Source organism: Streptomyces sp. NPDC058239 (genome assembly GCF_042882185.1).
Taxonomy (GTDB): Bacteria; Actinomycetota; Actinomycetes; order Streptomycetales; family Streptomycetaceae; genus Streptomyces.
On the sequence record NZ_JBHVWS010000034.1, the window covers coordinates 47671 to 65601 of the forward strand.

Consider the following 17931-nt stretch of genomic DNA (forward strand, 5'->3'; position numbering starts at 1 on the left):
ACGTCCCAGGTGCGCACCCGGCTGCTTCCCCTGCTCATCGTTCTCATGGCGAGCGTGCTGCTCGCCCTCGGCTTCCCGCTGGCCGTCAGCGTGGCCGGCGCCCAGCAGCAGCGCGTCGTCATCGACCGCATCGACGACACGGCACGCTTCGCCGCGCTCGCCCAGTTCATCGCCGAGCGGACCCCCGGATACGACGAGCGGCGCCGCACCCTGCGGAGCGAACTCGACACCTACGCATCGGTGTACGGCATCCGCGCCGGTGTCTTCTACCGCGACGACAGCGCCATGGCCAAGGCCCCGGCCACCTGGCAGCTCCCGTTCGAGGGAGAGGGGAGAGAGGCCTTCAAGGAGGCGCTCCTGGGGCGTCGCAGCCACGATCCGCCGCAGGTCTGGCCCTGGCAGCGGGGCAGGGTCGTCGTCGCCTCACCCGTCGTACGGGACGGCGATGTCGTCGCCGTCGTGGTCATCGACTCGCCCACCTCCGAAATGCGCGCACGCACGCTGCGCGGCTGGCTGCTCATCGCGGCCGGCGAAGCGGTCGCGATGCTGGTGGCGGTCGGCGCCGCGATCCGGCTCACCGGCTGGGTACTGCTGCCCGTACGGACCCTGGACGCGGCCACCCACGACATCGCCAGCGGCCGGATGAGATCCCGGGTCGCGGCCTCCGGAGGGCCGCCGGAACTGAGGCGCCTGGCCCGCTCGTTCAACGAGATGGCGGACAACGTCGAGGACGTGCTGGAGCAGCAGCGCGCCTTCGTCGCCGACGCCTCGCACCAGTTGCGCAACCCCCTTGCCGCGCTGCTGCTGCGGATCGAGCTCCTCGCGCTCGAACTCCCGGAGGGCAACGAGGAGATCGCCTCCGTGCGCACGGAGGGCAAGCGCCTCGGGCAGGTTCTCGACGACCTGCTCGACCTGGCGCTGGCCGAACACGCCGATGCCGATCTGCAGCTCACGGACATAGGCGCACTCACCGCGGAACGCGTCGCTTCCTGGCGTCCGGTCGCCGAGGAGAAGGGAGTACGGCTCAGGGCGGACGGCTCATCCGCCGTGACCGCCTGGGTGGACCCCATCGCCCTGTCGAGCGCCCTCGACGCCATCATCGACAACGCCCTGAAATTCACCCCTGCCGGGGAAGAGGTCCTCGTCACGGTCGCCTCCGGTCGCGATGACGTCACGGTCGTCGTCGCCGACCGCGGACCGGGCCTCACCGCACAGGAGATGGAGCGCGTCGGCGACCGCTTCTGGCGCAGCGCCCGGCATCAGAACGTGAAGGGTTCCGGCCTCGGCCTCTCCATCGCCCAGGCTCTCCTGGTGGCGGGCGGCGGCTCCATCGGCTACGTCGCCCATGAGCCGCACGGACTGCGGGTGACGGTGTCGGTGCCACGCCGGGGACCGCAGGGCTGAGCGCGGGGATCAGGGCTTGACCGAGCGGTAGTAGCGCTTGGCCCCTTCGTGCAGTGGCAGCGGATCGGTGTAGATCGCCGTACGCAGATCCACCAGCTGGGCCGCGTGCACCTCGCGCCCGATCCGGTCCCGGCTGTCGATCACGGTCCGGGTGAACGCCTCGGTCATCGCCGGATCCGTACGGTCCGTGGTCACCAGCACGTTGGCGACCGCCACCGTAGGCACCGCCTGCCCCTGCTGCGCATTGTGGTAGGCATCGGCGGGCATCACGGCCGACCGGTAGTAGCGGGCGGACCCGCCCACGGCCTGAAGCTCCTTGATCAGCGGGGCCTCCAGCGGCACCAGCCGGATCGCGAACCGGTCCGACAGCTCCTGCACGGCGGAGGTGGGCAGTCCGCCGGACCAGAAGAAGGCATCGAGCAGGCCGTTCTCCAGTTGCTTCGGCATGGTGTCGATACCGTTGGGGACCGGCGTCACATCGTTCGCGGGATCGAGACCGGCGGCCGTCATCAGCCGGTCGGCGACCAGCCGTACGCCCGAACCCGGCTGCCCCACCCCGACGCGCTTGCCGATCAGGTCCGAGACCTTCCGCACCTTTGAGTCCCGGGGCACGACCAGCTGGATGTAGTCGTCGTACAGCCGCACACAGCCCCGCAACCGGTCGGCGCCCGGCTTGCCGCTGCGCAGATAGGTGGCCAGGGCATCGGCGGTGGCGATGGTGAAGTCGGCCTTCCCCGTCGCCACCCGCGCGATGTTCTGCTGCGAGCCCTCACTGGTCTGCAGCCGTATCGACACCTGGGGCAGATCCGTGGCCAGGTCCCCCTTGAGCCGCTCGCCGTAGCGCTGGTAGACCCCGCTGCGTACGCCGGTGCTGAAGGTCAGCGTGCCGCTCGGCGCCGGTTCTCCGAGCGGGAGCAGCCACCACAGCAGCAGCCCGAGCACGACGACGAGGGCGGCGCACGCCTGGAGGGTGCGTCGCCGGCCGATACGGGTCAGGGCCTGGAGCATGGCGGCGATCCTGCCAGCCCGCCGGGGCGATGACCAGGGCCGGGCCCCGGCGGCACGGAGTCACAGTCCCCGCACCCGGACGCAGGGGCCGTGAGCCCGGCCGGAGAGGTATTCATCATTGCGGCCCGATCGGAGCCCTTACCCTGGACGGGTGAGCGGCAACGACGTGGCTGGTGGAGTAGTGGACGGTTTGAAGACGTACGAGGTGCGCACCTACGGGTGCCAGATGAACGTCCATGACTCCGAGCGGCTGTCGGGGCTGCTGGAGGACGCGGGTTACGTACGTGCCGCCGAGGGCTCCGACGGCGACGCCGACGTGGTCGTCTTCAACACCTGCGCGGTGCGGGAGAACGCCGACAACAAGCTCTACGGCAATCTCGGCCGGCTCGCCCCGATGAAGACCAGGCGACCCGGCATGCAGATCGCCGTCGGTGGCTGTCTGGCGCAGAAGGACCGCGACACCATCGTCGAGCGGGCCCCCTGGGTGGATGTCGTCTTCGGTACGCACAACATCGGCAAGCTGCCGGTGCTGCTGGAGCGCGCCCGTATCCAGGAAGAGGCGCAGATCGAGATCGCCGAATCCCTGGAGGCATTCCCCTCCACGCTCCCCACCCGCCGCGAGTCCGCCTACGCGGCGTGGGTCTCCATCTCCGTCGGCTGCAACAACACCTGCACCTTCTGCATCGTCCCGGCGCTGCGCGGCAAGGAGAAGGACCGCCGCACCGGCGACATCCTCGCCGAGATCGAGGCACTGGTCGCCGAGGGTGTCTCGGAGATCACCCTGCTCGGACAGAACGTGAACGCGTACGGCTCCGACATCGGCGACCGCGAGGCATTCTCCAAGCTGCTGCGTGCCTGCGGGAAGATCGAGGGCCTGGAGCGGGTCCGTTTCACCTCGCCGCATCCCCGCGACTTCACGGACGACGTGATCGCTGCGATGGCCGAGACACCCAATGTGATGCCCCAACTGCACATGCCGATGCAGTCGGGCTCGGACACGATCCTCAAGGCGATGCGGCGCTCGTACCGGCAGGAACGCTTCCTCGGCATCATCGAGAAGGTGCGCCGCGCGATGCCGGACGCCGCCATCTCGACCGACATCATCGTCGGCTTCCCCGGCGAGACCGAGGAGGACTTCGAGCAGACCATGCACGCGGTCCGCGAGGCGCGCTTCGCCAACGCCTTCACCTTCCAGTACTCCAAGCGCCCCGGAACCCCGGCCGCCGAGATGGAGGGGCAGATCCCCAAGGAGGTCGTCCAGGAGCGGTACATGCGCCTGTCCGCCCTCCAGGAGGAGATCTCCTGGGAGGAGAACAAGGAGCAGGTCGGCCGAACGCTGGAGATCATGGTCGCGGAGGGCGAGGGCCGCAAGGACGGCGCCACCCACCGCCTCTCCGGCCGCGCCCCCGACAACCGCCTGGTCCACTTCACCAAGCCGGACGAGGAAGTGCGTCCGGGCGATGTGGTGACCGTCGAGATCACCTACGCGGCCCCGCACCACCTCCTCGCCGAGGGCGTTCCGGTGGGCGTACGGCGGACCCGGGCCGGGGACGCCTGGGAGAAGCGCACCGCCACCGAGGCCGCCAAGCCTGCCGGAGTGATGCTCGGGCTTCCCGGTATCGGCGCCCCGGCGCCGCTGCCCGCAACTGCGGCCCCCGGCTGCGGCTGCGACTGACACCGCAAGGACGCAGACCGCGACGGTGGCCGACGGGCGCATCGCACCCAAGCAGTACGCTGCCCACCATGCTTGTCGCCGCCGCTGTCTGCCCCTGCCCGCCCCTGCTGGTACCCGAGGTCGCCGCCGGTGCCGCGCCCGAGCTCGACGTCCTGCGGGACGCCTGCGCCGATGCACTCGGCGTGCTCGCTGCCGCCCGGCCCGATCTGCTGATCGTGATCGGGCCCGCGGACCACGCGGGGCGTGGCCCGTATCCGGAGGGGGCCACCGGCACCTTCAAGGGCTTCGGCGTCGACCTCGGCGTACGGCTGGGGCGCGAAAAGGGGCCGGTGGCGGACCGCCCGCTTCCGCTGTCGCTCGCCGTCGGTGCCTGGCTGCTCGCCCGCGCGCAATGGGCCCAGGCGCCGGTCGAAGGGCTCGGCGTGGGGGAGCCGCTCGAAACCGTTCGCTGTACGAGCGCCGGACGGGACCTGGCAGCCAGGGCGGACCGGGTGGCCCTGCTGGTGATGGGCGACGGCAGTGCCTGCCGCACGCTCAAGGCCCCCGGCTATCTGGACGACCGGGCCGAGGCGTTCGACGCGGCGGCCGCCCATGCGCTGGGCATGGCGGACCCCGACGCGCTGATCGCGCTGGACGAGTCACTGGCGTACGAACTGAAAGCGGCGGGCCGGGCGCCCTGGCAGGTACTCGCGGGCGCTGCCGAAGGGGCGGGCCTGGGCGGCCGGCTGCTGTACGAGGACGCCCCGTACGGCGTGGGCTACCTGGTCGCCACCTGGTCCTGAGCCCCGTCCGTACCCCTGCCCGAGCAGATACGGCCGACGGCCGTGCAGCGTCGTCGCCCCACGGCCGTCCGTCGTGCTTGATCAGTTGATGTTCAGGGAGCGGGCGGCGTGCTCGGCGGCGTACCGCCCGGCGTACCCGGCGGCGTACCGCCCTCGTCGTGCTTGGTACCACCCTCGTCGTGTTTGTGGGACAGGCGCTCGACCGCTTCCTTGGCCTTCTTCGTGCCGGACTCGATCTTGTCGCTGTACTTGCCCTTGGTCTTTTGGTCGACCGTCCGTGCGGCCTTGTCGAGCCCTTGGTCGATCTTGTGTCCGTGCTGATGCGCGAGATCGCCGACCTTGTCCTTGGCGGGGCTCAGCTTGGCCTTCAAATTGTCCAGGAAGCCCATCGGGCACCTTCCCTGCTGGGGGACTAGGGTCGGGCGCCCTCTCCGACCTCGCTGCCGACGGCCTCATCAGGCAGCCCTGAGAGGGAACGGCAAACCGTGAAAAAACGCCCGTATTCACTTACGAATTCTACTGGTCCGGGCGAAGAACCGCGCCGCTCGGGGCGTCGCACCCCGTCACTCGCCTGCCCTGGGCCAGGGTTGGGGGCAGGTGGCCGGAACGGCAGGCGGCTCCCGTTTCGGAGCGGGTCGCCCCACTCGTTCCGGAAGAGGGCCGGAGGTTTGCGAGACTGGGGCGGTGAGAAGTTCAGCTCCCGCACCGCGGGTCATCACCGTTGTCGGTCCCACTGCAGCCGGAAAGTCCGATCTGGGGGTATTTCTTGCTCAGCAGCTCGACGGCGAAGTGGTCAATGCCGACTCCATGCAGCTCTACCGGGGGATGGACATCGGCACTGCGAAGCTGACGCTCTCCGAACGCGGAAACGTTCCGCACCACCTGCTGGACATCTGGGACGTCACCGAGACTGCCAGCGTCGCCGAGTACCAGCGGCTGGCCCGCGCCGAGATCGACCGGCTGCTTGCCGCGGGCCGTACCCCCGTCCTGGTCGGCGGCTCAGGGCTGTATGTGAAGGGCGCCATCGACGCCATGGAGTTCCCCGGCACGGACCCCGGCGTACGGGCCAGGCTGGAGGATGAACTGGTCGAGTGCGGCTCCGGGGCACTGCACGCCCGGCTCGCGGCCGCCGATCCCGAAGCGGGCCGGGCCATCCTGCCGAGCAACGGCCGCCGAATCGTCAGGGCCCTCGAAGTCATCGAGATCACCGGCAAGCCCTTCACCGCCAATCTCCCCGGTAACGATGCGGTGTACGACACCGTCCAGATCGGCGTCGACGTGGCCCGCCCCGAACTCGACGAACGCATCGCGCTGCGGGTCGACCGGATGTGGACGGCCGGACTGGTGGACGAGGTGCGCGCCCTGGAGGCGCAAGGTCTGCGCGAAGGACGGACCGCGTCCAGGGCGCTCGGCTACCAGCAGGTGCTTGGCGCACTGGCCCAGGAGTGCACCGAGGACGAGGCGCGTGCCGAGACCGTACGCGCCACCAAACGATTCGCGCGCCGTCAGGACTCATGGTTTCGCCGCGACCCGCGGGTCCACTGGCTGAATGGCGCCGCGGAGCACCGCGGGGAACTCCCGCACCAGGCGCTGGCGTTGGTCGAACGAGCGGTTACAGCCTGATGGCGTGACGAAAGAACGATGGCGTAGAAGGGACCCTCAGTGCTGCATCGAAGCAGGTCAGAGAGGATCTTGGGTTGCGGGGCTTCATCAGACTTCGACAATCAGAGACAACCCTGTCGGGTATTGGTGCTGACCCATTGCTGACCTCGCTGATGGGCCGTCAGTTTCTGTGGTGGCTGTGGGCGCGGTGCCGGAGTGAGCTTTTCCAACCTCACACTGACGCGTGATGGGGGCGAGTACGGCCTGGACGATCGTGGTGATGCGGTTGGTGCTGCAGCGGAGCTTCCGTAGGAGTCGCCAGCTCTTCAGGGCCGCCATGGCCTGCTCGGCCAGGCAGCGGATCTTGGCCTGACTGCTGTTGTGTCGGCGTTTCCACCGCTTGAGCCGACGGCCTCGGAACGGGACTCGGACGGGGTAGCCAGTTCCCTGGTACGGCTTGTCCGCCCAGCCCCACCCCTTGCGGCGTCCAGGGGCGCCGCTGCTGGGTCGACCCCGCGAGCCGGCGCGGCCGAGGGGGCCGAGGACTGGACGCGCGCATGTACAGCTTGGACTCGAGGACGGTGGCTGTCGCCGGAATGGAAGCCGTGGGGAACTTCAGGGCGGTGCGGGTCTTTCCGTAGGTGCCGGAGTTGTTGCCGACGCTGAGCCACTTCTGGCCCACGCCGAAGGACTGGATGGTGTCCTGGTTGGTGGTGGGCTGCTGGGAGGAGAACGTGGTGTCGGTGACTCCGCCGGCCGTGCCCTGGACCAGCTTCATCGTGCGGCCGGACTTGGGAACGCCGACCACACGGGTGGGCGACCCGATGACCGAGCCGTCCTTCGTCTTCACCGCGATCTGGTAGTAGTACGTGCGGCTGATCTCCGCCGCCGAGGACGGTGGTGTCGGCGTGGCGGTGGTGTCGGTGTAGGCGGTGGTGGCCTTGTCCACCGGGGCGATCAGCGTCGCGGCGGAGGGTGTGAACACCTGCTGCGTGGAGCGGTGCAGCTGGTACTCGACGATGTCCTGGCCCGTGTCGCCGGACTTGTTCGAGTACGCGGACCAGCTCAGCTCGGGGCCGGTGTCGTGGACGACCGTCGGCGAGCTCAGTGCGGAGCCGATCTTGCCGTAGGTGATGGTGAGCCGCGGGAAGCTGGCCGTCTCGTCGCCGTACGTGGAGCCGTCGCCGGCCTCGTAGCGGGGGCCGCCGGTCAGGGTGGCGGCGGTGTCGTCCTTGGCCTGGAGCACGAATCCGTGGTTGACGGCGGTGCCCGAGAGCCACTTCTGGACGGTGTCGGTGACCGGGAACTTGTGCCAGGCGTTGTACTCGCCGGTGTTCTTGACGATCTGGGCTGGGTTCACCAGCCGGATCGAGTCGGCGATGTTGCGCGTGGTGGACGATCCGGTGTCGCCCAGGACGACCTTGCCCGCGTTGCTGCGGGCGAAGTAGTACTGCGTGCTGTTGACGGTCTTCCACGACGCGGCGGTACCGGTCTGGTTGACCGTGCCGGTCGCGGTGCCATCGCGGTGGCTGATCGTGTACGGGGCTGCGGTCGCCGCGTCGGAAGCGGGCGGGAAGCGCCCCTCGACCCGGTAGGACGCGGTCTCGGGGATCTGCGGCTGCCACGTGTACGTCTCGCCGGTGGCCGTGTTCTGACCACGATCCCTGATCCCAGGGCTGCCTTCCGTCCCGACCTCGTCGTCCGGGACTTCCAGCCCGACCGCACCGGGCTCGATGCCCGCTGGTGCGGCGACATCACGTACGTCCCGACCGAGGAGGGCTGGCTCTATCTGGCCACAGTCATCGACATCGCCTCCCGGCGCGTAGTCGGCTGGGCAGCCGCCGATCACCTGCGAACCGAACTGGTGGCCGACGCGCTGACAGCCGCCTGCCGGCAGCGTCGCCCCACCCATCCCGTGATCTTCCATTCGGATCGCGACTGTCAATACACCAGCAAGCAATTCGCCGCCCTGGCAGCCCAGTTCGGGGTCCGGCTGTCGGTCGGCCGCACCGGCCAGTGCTGGGACAACGCGCTCGCAGAGTTGTTCCTCTCGACCATCACACGCGAACTGCTCGGCACCTCCGTCTGGCCCAGCCGGGCCCGGCGCCCGCACCGCGATCCTCGTTTTCATCGAAGGCTGGTACAACGTGCACCGACTGCACAGCAGCCTCGGTTACTTCAGCCCCGCCGAGTACGAGACCGCACTCGCAGCCTGACCACCACACCAATGGTGTCCGTCAAAGCGGAGGAAGCTCACTCCTTGCTCGCTGCCGTGTGGCTGGTGCGGAACACCCGCAGCGTCTTCGGCCTGATTCCCGACGTCATCGGCGGACTCTTCTCGAGCTAGTCGTTCGAGTTCCTCCTGTCCTGGGCCATCTTCGCCGCCGTCCTGCTCGTCTTGCATTCCCGGGTCGTGGCGGAATGCCGCCATGTCACACGTCCGCCGGGCACTGGTCATTGCTGCGTGCCTGTTCCAACTGCGAGGTTTCCAGGACGGGCCCGCGACGACCGAGCCCGGCAACGGAACCCGAAGGAGCGATATGAGACGACGGCGACCCCGCTCACTCATCATCATCGGCACCGCAGTGATGGCCGCCGCGGCCCTCGGCATCGGGCAACCGACCATCGCCGCCGCGGCACCGGACGGTCCAGGTACCGACGGTCCGGCGACCAGCGGCCCTCGGGTGCCCTTTTCCGCGGCGTCGCCCGCTGACAGCGATCCGTATCAGCCACCCACGGACGACAAGGGATTCCAGCCGCTGGACGCCACGGCGCCCGCCGGCCGGAGTTCGGAGAAGCTCGGCGCCCACGACACCCAGGTGCTGCAGCAGGCGCAGGCCACCAAGGCCAAGACCGTGACGGTGATGCTGCTCGCGAACTCCGGCAACACCAAGGAGGTGTCCGCCGCCGTCGCCAAAGCCGGCGGGACAGTTGGCAAGATCCAGCCGGAGATCGGCTACGTCCGGGCCACCGTCCCGACCGGCAAGGTACAGAGCTTGGCTGCGCTCCCGGTGGTGAAGGCCATCGATCTCGACAAGACCTACCGTGTGCCGAGCCCGCAGCTGGGCAACGCCGTCAGCCCGGTCGATGCCAAGGCCGGCGCCGCTCACCCGGCGGCGCCGAACGCGACCACCCCTGCCGACAATCCGTACCTGCCGGTCAACGACATCGGGGCCACCGATTTTGTTGCGGCAAACCATAAGTGGGACGGACGCGGCATCACCGTCGGGGTGCTCGACACCGGCGTCGACCTCGATCACGCAGCCCTTCAGAAGACCAGCGACGGTCGGCCGAAGGTGGTCGACTGGGTGACGGCCACCGATCCGGTGACGGATGGCGACGGAACCTGGGTGCAGATGAGCAAGGCGGTGACGGGTCCCCGGTTCGACTACGCCGGGGCCACCTGGACGGCCCCGGAAGGAAAGTTCCAACTCGGCCTGTTCTACGAGATGACCACCACCCAGAGCGATTTCGGTGGCGACCTCAACAACAACCGCAGTACCAACGACCGGTTCGGCGTGCTGTACGACCCGCAGACCCACCGGGTGTGGGTGGACTCCGACGGCGACCACGACTTCACCGATACGCCGGCGATGCTGCCCTACGGCCAGCAACGGCAGATCGGCCATTTCGGCACCGAGGATCCGCAGACCGCTGTCACCGAACGGATTCCGTTCGTCGTGGACTACCGCGACAACGTCGACCTGTCGCCACTGGGCGGCAGCAACGTCGGCAAGGTGATGAACTATGTGAACATCGGGTTGCCGTCGGGGTCGCACGGCTCGCACGTCGCCGGGATCATCGCCGGCACATCTCTGCTCGGCGGCGCGATGCACGGTGTGGCTCCCGGCGCGCAGATCGTCTCGTCCCGGGCCTGCACCTGGGGCGGCGGCTGCACCGAGGCGTCCCTCACCGAAGGGATGATCGACCTGGTCGTCAATCGCGGCGTCGACGTGGTGAACCTCTCGATCGGCGGGTTGCCGGCGCTCAACGACGGATCCGACGTGATATCCCAGCTGTACAACAAGCTGACCAGCCGCTTCGGCGTGCAGATCGTGGTGGCGGCCGGTAACGAGGGTGCGGGCACCAATACCGTCGGCTCCCCGTCCGTCTCCTCCTCGGTGCTGGCTGTTGCAGCGTCGGTGAGCAAGGAAACCTGGTGGGCCGACTACGGTTCCGCGGTCGATGCACCGCAAGGCCTGTTCGGGTTCTCCTCGCACGGCCCGTCCGAGGACGGTGCGCTCGCACCCGCGGTCAGCGCCCCGGGAGCGGCGATCTCCTCGATCCCCGGCTGGCTGGACGGACAGGCCGTGCCGGAGGCGGGCTACTCGCTGCCGGTCGGCTACGGCATGATGAATGGAACCTCGATGGCAGCACCTCAGGTGACGGGGGCCGCGGCCCTGCTGCTGTCGGCGGCGAAGTCCCGGGACGTCGAAGCCGGTCCGACGGCGCTCCGCTCCGTGCTCACCGGAACGGCGACGCCGATCCACGGTGTGCCGACCACCGCCCAGGGTGCCGGGCTGGTCGACATTCCGGCAGCCTGGAAGGAGCTTTCGAAGGGCGTGCGGACCAGCAACTTCGCCGTCTCCGCCCCGGTGTGCACGGCGCTGTCAGGCAATCTGGCCACGCCGAACAGGGGTGCCGGGATCTACAATCGGTGCCTGCCCGGGGCGGGTGGCCAGCCGGTCGGGACCGACAAGTCGTACCGGGTGACGGTGACCAGGACCAACGGCAAGGCAGGGCACACCACGAGCCGGATCGGCTGGGTCGGCAACGACGGCACGTTCCGGGCACCGAAGACCCTGTCGTCGCCTCGCGGCGCCTCGAACACGGTGACGGTGACCGCCACTCCGAAGACGACCGGCGTGCACAGCGCGATCATGACCATCGACGATCCGACCACGGCCGGCATCGACCGGTTCGTAGCGGTGACCGTGTTGGCGGCGGAACCGCTGAGCGGCCCGAGGTATCAGGTCAGCAGGGCCGGAACCTTGGGCCGCACCGGAACGAACTCGTTCCTGGTAGCGGTGCCGGAAGGTGTCGAGGCCCTGCAACTGAACCTGGCGGGACAGGCCAAGGGCAGCCAGATGCGAGTCCTGCCCATCGATCCCGACGGGATCCCGGCCGACTCCAACGCCAGCGATCATTGCTACACCGGCTACCCCGACCCGGCCGGCTGTGATGCGAAATCCAGGGCCGTGCTGCGACCGAAGGCGGGCATCTGGGAGTTCGTGGTCGAAGCGCGACGGACCTCGAGCGTTGCTGACAATCCCTTTACCGCAACGGTTGCCCTGCAGGGAATGTCGTTCGCGCCGGACGTGACGACCCTGCAGTCGGCCACCGTGCACCAGAAGGAGTCGGTCCAGTTCACCGGGACGAACACCTGGGGCACGGCGAAGCTCCACGCCACTGACGGCGAGCTCGGGTTCGTCAGGAACCTGTTCTCCACCGTCGCCAACGGACAGCTCACGGCGAATCGTGTCGACGTGCCGCGGCAGTCGACGCGACTGGACGTGGCGTTGACGTCCCGCGCCGACGATGCCGATCTCGACATGTACATCGTCGGTGCCCGCGGCATCGCGGGCACCAGCATGAACATCGGGCCCGGTGTCGAGCGGATCGTCCTGGATGATCCGGCGCCCGGCACCTACTTCGTGGTGGTGACCGGCGCCAACGTCCCATCGGGGCCGGCGACCTTCGACTATCACGAGGAGATGTTCTCCCGCGGCATCGGCACCATCGCTGCCAAGTCCGACGAAGCGTCCCTGCTGAGGCCGGGGCAGTCGATGCCGGTGGCCGCCGACATCGACCTGAGCGCAGTCACCCAGACGACCGAGCCCGTCATCGGCCGGGTCCGAGTCGCGAACTCCGACGGCACGATCGTGGGTGCTGCGAAGGTCCGGATCAACAGCGTCGTCGCGCCGAAGCTGGAGGCGCTGAAGTGGGAAAAGCCGTTCGTCGGCGCGAAACTCACCAACAACGGCGTGGTCGCCGGCGATCGACAGGTCAGCGCGAAGACGACGCCGACCACCTGGACCAAGGACGCGGGTTTCACCGACCTGAACCTCGGCACGGGCGCGTACGGCTCGGCGCTGGACATGAACGAGCGGAAGGAAGCGGCCGGGATGCTCCACTACAAGGGGGAGAACGACCGTCCGGCAACGTGGGCGGCCGACGGCAATGTGACCGATCTCGGGCTGCCGGAGTGGCGGGAGAAGGCGTACAACAGCGGATATGCCACCGGCATTAGCGACGAAGGCACCGTCGTCGGGTTCGCGAGCCTTGTGTATCGGGATGAGAACAGTCAGGGGCACACCTACGTTGACCCGTTCAGCTGGACCAAGACCGGCGGATTCGTCAAACTGGCTCAGCTGTCGGCCAACACCACGGAAACCCAGCCGAGGGCGATCAACGCCCAAGGGACTGCGGTCGGGTCGTCGCTCACCACCGAAGGTGCGCAACGGGCCGTCAGCTGGAATACCTCGACCGGCGAGATCACGAATCTCGGCACCCTTTCGGGGCAGTTCAATTCGGTGGCCATCGGGATCAACGCGGCCGGCTCGGTGGTCGGCGCCAGCGGGGACGACGCGTTCGTCTGGACGCCGTCGGCCGGCATGAAACGCCTGCCGGACTACGGATTCAACGCCACGGCGGAGAAGATCACCACCGACGGCTGGATCCTCGGCACGGTGGAACTGCAGCCCGACTTCGAGGTCGCGGCACTGTGGGATCCGCAGGGCCGGCTGTGGGATCTGTCGTCGATGATTCCCGGCAATGACTGGTTCCTGCCGACCTACACCTTTGGCATCAACGACCAGCACGATCTGATGATCTACGGCGAGGGCGGACCCAACGGCTCGTCGTCGAGCACCGTTCTGCTGCACCTTCCGGATCTGATCGCCGAATAGATCCGAATAGCTCTTCTGCACCAGCCGCGACCGCGGCCGGCCCGAGGCGACTCAGAGCCAGCCGCGGTCGCGTGCGTACCAGCCGAGAAGGATCCGGGAGTCGGTGCCGGCCATGTCCATCAGATGCCGGACCCGACGCTGAACTGTCCGCAGCCCGACGCCGAGCCGGGTCGCCACCACCCCGTCCGTGTGCCCGGCGAGCAACAAGGCCAGCACCTTCCGATCCATGGGATCGTCCAGGGCGTCCTCGGACGCCGGATACGGCTCGATCCGCCGTCCCGGAGCCTCCCGCAGCTGGATCGAACGCTCCCACAACGACTCGAACAGCGTCGTCAGGGACGTGAGCAGACCGCCGGGCCGCACTACCACCACGATATCGTGGGACGGGCCGCCTTCGTCGAGTTGCACCAGGGCCATCGAATCGTCGGCGATCAGCAACTTGCTCGGCAGCGTCTCGGCCAATCGGATCTGCTGGCCGCGGTCCAGGGATGCCAGCAGATCCTGCTCGGCCTCCGGTTCGTCGAGCAGCGACCGCTCGATGATCACCCGTTCGGCCAGCCCGCGGACGGCGAACTCCTTCTCCGAGTCGGTTTCCGCAACACCGACCACTCCGAACGGCGGTTTGGCGAACAACCGCAGCTCTCGTTCGGTGGCGCGCATCAGATGATTGATCCAGTCGCCGATGTTCGCGCGTCCGTGGATCACCTCGAGGCCGCGGAACTCTTCCTGTTGACGGATCGACCGATGATGATCGGCGAGTTCGTCCAGCGCCGCGCGGGCCATTCTGGCGTCCCTCTCGCTCTTGGCGACCAGGTCGCCAAGAGTCAGCAAAGGGGAAACAGCGGTGAGCGTGCCGCCGCTGGCGTTGACCAGGCCACGGGAGATGAGTGCCTCGATGGACGCGGTGACGGAATCGGCGGTCAGCCCAGTGGCCTCGACGAGTTCATCCGGTTGGATCGCCAGCTGCGCGACGATCGCTCGGTACACAGATTCCGGGGCATCCGTAAGACCGACGCCGGACAACGACCCGGGTGGGATCTGTATGGCGGGGTCGGTATCCATGATGCTCGACATTATCGCCCGGGGCTGCCGGACTGTTCCACTGTGGCGCCGCTACTTTTCTTGATGCCGTGGCCTGACGTACGCCAAACACTCGACCACGTTCGGACGGCCAAGCCGGGCAGTTGCATGTCCACCTGGTCGAGGAAGGCTTCGTCTCTGAACGCCCGGGTGTCCGGCAGCGCAATCGCGTGCTCGACGCGATGGGTCGAGAGGGCGGTTCCGCGGGACACACCGTGAGCTTCGCGATGACGGCGCCATGCCGCGGCGTAGGCCTCGCGAAGGGGCTGGGGGAGTGTCTGGAACCACGCGGCGCGTTGGATGCTACGAGTGACGATCTCGTCCATGCTGAGGCCGTCGAGCCACACGTCATGTCGCCGTGCCTCGTCTATACCCGCCGAGACACGGCGACTGGCCCAGCGCGCTTTCAACTGCTCCTGATCAGCAACGGTCTGGCTAGAACATCGAGGCGTACACGGTTCTCCGGTGGACCTGTTCGCGCCGGGGAAGTCCGTCCCGCCGGGCCGTCTCCTTCGCCCGTTGCGCCTTGATCGATGCCGCCCGCACGACTGACCAGTCGCCGGCGGTAGACGATCGGAACTCGGCTCGCTCTGCCTCGATCGCCGTGGACAGCGCCGAGTAGGCCGCCGCAGCCATGCTCGGCATGGTCCTCTACAACGTCGGCCGCCGCCGACCACCGCCCCGTGGCATCGCAACAGGCCAGGCCAGCCGCCGCCAGACGGCGCAGGGTTTCGGTGGTCGTCCATAGTTGGCTGGGCGTGGGCTCAGATGACCTCGTGGGAGTTACTCCAGCACTAGGGCGTGTGTGAGGTCGTGATCAGTATTCGTATTCCGCTGCCGCGCCGGGGTGGATCGCGATAGGACGACGGTGTGACGCGCCGACAGTTGAGCGATGACCAGTGGGAACTCATCGAGCCGTACCTGTCGATCGGCGAGTACGGCCCTTACCCGGTGAGGCTGCGTGACCAGTTCGAGGGAGTGATCTGGCGCTTCCGGTCCGGCGCTCAGTGGTGGGAGATGCCCGAGGAGTTCGGCCCCTGGCCCACCGTCTACGGCCGTTTCCGGGTATGGCGGGACGCGGGGGTGTTCACCGCGCTGCTGGAAGGGCTGATCGCTGAGGCCGCCCGGCAGGGGAAGACGGACCTGTCGCTGGGCAGCGTGGATTCCACGACCGCCCGCGCGCATCACGACGCCGCCGGGATGCGCATCGGTCCCGAGGTCATGGAGGCACTGGAGGAAGCCGTGCGCGAACAGGAGCAGGCCCGGCAAAAGGGGGCGGCCGCGAGGAACAGAACGGACAGGACGACGGAGACGACCCCGGGCGGGAAGAACGGCGACGCGTCCGGCGCAGACGCAGAGCCCGTCTGAAACAGGCCCTGCTCGGCAGATCCAGAGGCGGCCTGACCTGCAAGATCCATCTCGCCTCCGACCGCAGGTGTCGCCCGCTGTCGATCGTGGTGACCGCCGGACAGGCCGCCGACAGCCCGCAGTTCGTCCCCGTCCTGCAAAAGGTCCGCGTCCGGCTGCCCGTCGGCCACCCGCGCACCCGGTCTGCTGCCGTGGCCGGGGACAAGGCCTACTCCTCCCGTGCCAACCGCGCCTACCTGCGCAGACGCGGCATCAAGGCCGTCATCCCGGAGAAGAAGGACCAGTCCGCCCACCGCAAGAACAGAGGCAGCAGGGGCGGCCGGCCCGTCACCCACGACGCGGATCTCTACAAGGACCGCAACACCGTCGAGCGCATGATCAACAAACTGAAAGCCTGGCGAGGCATCGGTGAGGTCGACTCGGGGCGCCCTGCTGATGTTTCCACCAGTGGGTTTCCCCGAGCCGCCTCCCGAACCCGGCGTGCCCGTCTCCGGGCACCGGGCTCTCCGCAAATCCCGTTTCGGGGTGTTCAGTTCCCCATGCCGTCGTGGGCCACGGGGCCGGGATGAGTTTTCCCCGGTATCGGTATCTGGTCGTGCTTACCTTTGCCGGGTTAAACAGTTCCGCTTCCTCCGTGGTAGGCCACCAGCCACCGCCGTAATAGCGTCGACGGAGCTGCTTCCAAGTGATCCCGGGATGCTTGCGTCGGATCCATCGTGTCACCCTCATCCACGTGTAGTGGCTGAGGTAACAGAAAGCGACGTTCGACACTCCGGGACGGAAGTACGTGCACCATCCCCGCAACACCGAGTTCAGTCGGTGGAGCAAGGACTCCAGCGACAAGCCAACGTTCTGGCGTCCGGTCAGTTCCTTCACCTTGCCCGTCGCGGAACGCACTGATTTCTGTGCCGGATAGGTGTAGATGTACTGCCGGTCAGTGCCCAGTTTCCGGTGACGCTGGATGCGCCATCCGAGAAAATCAAGGCCCTCGTCAATGTGCGTGATCTTTGTCTTCTCCGCCGACAGGCGAAGGCCCATCGGCTTCAACGCCTCCGCGACCTCGTCGCGTAATTCCTCGGCGTGCTCACAGCGACCGAAGACAAGCACGAGGAAGTCATCCGCATACCGGACCAGCCGGTAGTTGGGCAATCCCCGGCGCCGTCTCCTGCGCCGATCCTCGGAGGTGCTATCTGGCCCTCCGGGGGCCTGGGCGATGTGCTCGTCCAGGACCGAGAGCGCGATGTTGGCCAGCAGCGGCGACAGGATTCCGCCCTGCGGGGTCCCAGTGCGTGTGTCCGTGAAGGCTCCGTCCCGGGACAGGATCCCAGACTTCAAGAACGCCTTCACCAAGGACAGCACCCGCTTGTCCCCGATTCGATTCCTCACCCGTTTCATAAGAGCCGGGTGCGAGATCTCGTCGAAGCACGCCGTGATGTCGCCCTCCACCACCCACTCATACCCGTGGCTGGCGAGATAGCGAGTCTCAGCGATCGCGTCATGAGCCCGGCGGTTCGGGCGGAACCCATAGGAACACGGGAGGAACTCCGCTTCGAACACCGGCTCCAGCACCAGTTTCAAGGACGCCTGGACTACCCGGTCCGCCACGGTCGGAATACCAAGACGACGAAGCTTGCCGTTCGCCTTGGGAATCATCCGCTCACGGACGGGAACCGGTCGGAAGCTGCGGTCTCTAATCTGAGTCCGCAGCCTGCCGAGAAACATCTCGACTCCCTGCCCGGCCTCGATGGAGCGTGCGGTCTTCCCGTCCACTCCGGCCGTGCGGGCACCCTTGTTTCCCCGGACACGGTCCCACGCCACCAACAGGAAGGAGGGATCGGCCACGAGGTTGAACAGATCGTCGAACCTGCGATGAGAATCATCATCAGCCCAACGGTGCAGCTTGGTCTGGATCTCCAGTACCCGGCGTTCGGCCTTCATCAAGGCCCATTCCAGCTCGTCGGTATTCACCGGCGACAACCTCCTGGCATTCCAGTGTCCTTACTGCTGACTTGCTGGCCCCCTTCCCCATGTGGCCGGCTTTGTCGGGTAGCGGGGACGCATTACTGCGTCCCCGCCCCCTAAGAACCGGACGTGCGAGTCGTCC

General features: G+C 67.9%; 11 protein-coding genes and 3 pseudogenes. 7 read left to right on the top strand and 7 right to left on the bottom strand.

The genetic code is table 11. From position 1 onward, the window contains the following. Positions 1–9: 9 nt before the first annotated feature. Positions 10–1404: a sensor histidine kinase gene (locus tag ACFVYE_RS29930; RefSeq protein ID WP_383974066.1), complete on the top strand. Its 1395-nt coding sequence runs from the start codon at positions 10–12 to the stop codon at positions 1402–1404. Positions 1405–1413: 9 nt separating this feature from the next. On the opposite strand, the gene ACFVYE_RS29935 is transcribed toward ACFVYE_RS29930, so the two are convergent. After that, positions 1414–2412: a TAXI family TRAP transporter solute-binding subunit gene (locus ACFVYE_RS29935; protein ID WP_383974064.1), complete on the bottom strand. Its 999-nt coding sequence runs from the start codon at positions 2410–2412 to the stop codon at positions 1414–1416. Positions 2413–2593: 181 nt separating this feature from the next. Here ACFVYE_RS29935 and miaB point away from each other — a divergent pair, with 181 nt between their 5' ends. Both miaB and ACFVYE_RS29945 read left to right on the top strand, forming a co-directional pair. Next, entirely contained in the window at positions 2594–4087 is a 1494-nt protein-coding gene (gene miaB, locus ACFVYE_RS29940) for a tRNA (N6-isopentenyl adenosine(37)-C2)-methylthiotransferase MiaB (RefSeq protein ID WP_383974078.1), read from the top strand. 68 nt (positions 4088–4155) lie between these two features. Further along, entirely contained in the window at positions 4156–4869 is a 714-nt protein-coding gene (locus ACFVYE_RS29945) for a class III extradiol dioxygenase subunit B-like domain-containing protein (protein ID WP_383974062.1), read from the top strand. A gap of 92 nt (positions 4870–4961) precedes the next feature. Here ACFVYE_RS29945 and ACFVYE_RS29950 read toward each other — a convergent pair whose 3' ends face one another. Continuing rightward, the gene (locus ACFVYE_RS29950) at positions 4962–5258 is read right to left on the bottom strand and encodes an antitoxin (RefSeq protein WP_383974059.1); all 297 of its coding nucleotides are present in this window, start codon (positions 5256–5258) and stop codon (positions 4962–4964) included. A gap of 295 nt (positions 5259–5553) precedes the next feature. On the opposite strand from ACFVYE_RS29950, the gene miaA reads away from it, so the two are divergent. Beyond that, a complete protein-coding gene (gene miaA, locus ACFVYE_RS29955; protein ID WP_383974056.1) occupies positions 5554–6492 on the top strand; it encodes a tRNA (adenosine(37)-N6)-dimethylallyltransferase MiaA in 939 nt (312 codons plus the stop codon). A gap of 234 nt (positions 6493–6726) precedes the next feature. On the opposite strand, the pseudogene ACFVYE_RS29960 reads toward miaA, so the two are convergent. Together ACFVYE_RS29960 and ACFVYE_RS29965 are read right to left on the bottom strand one after the other, a co-directional pair. Next, a pseudogene (locus tag ACFVYE_RS29960) lies at positions 6727–6939 on the bottom strand (transposase family protein); the annotation flags it as partial. A gap of 67 nt (positions 6940–7006) precedes the next feature. Continuing rightward, positions 7007–7249, bottom strand: a pseudogene (locus tag ACFVYE_RS29965) (DNRLRE domain-containing protein); the annotation flags it as partial. Positions 7250–7996: 747 nt separating this feature from the next. On the opposite strand from ACFVYE_RS29965, the gene ACFVYE_RS29970 reads away from it, so the two are divergent. Both ACFVYE_RS29970 and ACFVYE_RS29975 read left to right on the top strand, forming a co-directional pair. After that, positions 7997–8818, top strand: a complete 822-nt coding sequence (locus ACFVYE_RS29970) for a DDE-type integrase/transposase/recombinase (protein WP_389607729.1) — start codon at positions 7997–7999, stop codon at positions 8816–8818. A 193-nt stretch (positions 8819–9011) separates the two neighbouring features. After that, the gene (locus ACFVYE_RS29975) at positions 9012–13379 is read left to right on the top strand and encodes a S8 family serine peptidase (RefSeq protein ID WP_389607730.1); all 4368 of its coding nucleotides are present in this window, start codon (positions 9012–9014) and stop codon (positions 13377–13379) included. A gap of 51 nt (positions 13380–13430) precedes the next feature. Here ACFVYE_RS29975 and ACFVYE_RS29980 read toward each other — a convergent pair whose 3' ends face one another. Together ACFVYE_RS29980 and ACFVYE_RS29985 are read right to left on the bottom strand one after the other, a co-directional pair. Beyond that, positions 13431–14366: a hypothetical protein gene (locus ACFVYE_RS29980; protein ID WP_389607731.1), complete on the bottom strand. Its 936-nt coding sequence runs from the start codon at positions 14364–14366 to the stop codon at positions 13431–13433. A gap of 528 nt (positions 14367–14894) precedes the next feature. Then, on the bottom strand, positions 14895–15095 hold the full coding sequence (locus tag ACFVYE_RS29985) for a hypothetical protein (protein ID WP_389607732.1): 201 nt from the start codon (positions 15093–15095) through the stop codon (positions 14895–14897). Positions 15096–15329: 234 nt separating this feature from the next. On the opposite strand from ACFVYE_RS29985, the pseudogene ACFVYE_RS29990 reads away from it, so the two are divergent. Next, positions 15330–16234, top strand: a pseudogene (locus ACFVYE_RS29990) (transposase); the annotation flags it as partial. Here ACFVYE_RS29990 and ltrA read toward each other — a convergent pair. Then, on the bottom strand, positions 16206–17795 hold the full coding sequence (ltrA, locus tag ACFVYE_RS29995) for a group II intron reverse transcriptase/maturase (protein WP_389607733.1): 1590 nt from the start codon (positions 17793–17795) through the stop codon (positions 16206–16208). The pseudogene ACFVYE_RS29990 and the gene ltrA sit on opposite strands and share 29 nt — an antisense overlap. Positions 17796–17931 lie beyond the last annotated feature (136 nt).

What these genes read in the sequence shown, in the direction of transcription:
- ACFVYE_RS29975 (WP_389607730.1), top strand. Translation starts at nt 9,012, where the DNA reads ATGAGACGACGGCGACCCCGCTCACTCATCATCATCGGCACCGCAGTG.
- ACFVYE_RS29935 (WP_383974064.1), bottom strand. Translation starts at nt 2,412, where the DNA reads ATGCTCCAGGCCCTGACCCGTATCGGCCGGCGACGCACCCTCCAGGCG.
- ACFVYE_RS29945 (WP_383974062.1), top strand. Translation starts at nt 4,156, where the DNA reads ATGCTTGTCGCCGCCGCTGTCTGCCCCTGCCCGCCCCTGCTGGTACCC.
- ACFVYE_RS29950 (WP_383974059.1), bottom strand. Translation starts at nt 5,258, where the DNA reads ATGGGCTTCCTGGACAATTTGAAGGCCAAGCTGAGCCCCGCCAAGGAC.
- ACFVYE_RS29985 (WP_389607732.1), bottom strand. Translation starts at nt 15,095, where the DNA reads ATGGCTGCGGCGGCCTACTCGGCGCTGTCCACGGCGATCGAGGCAGAG.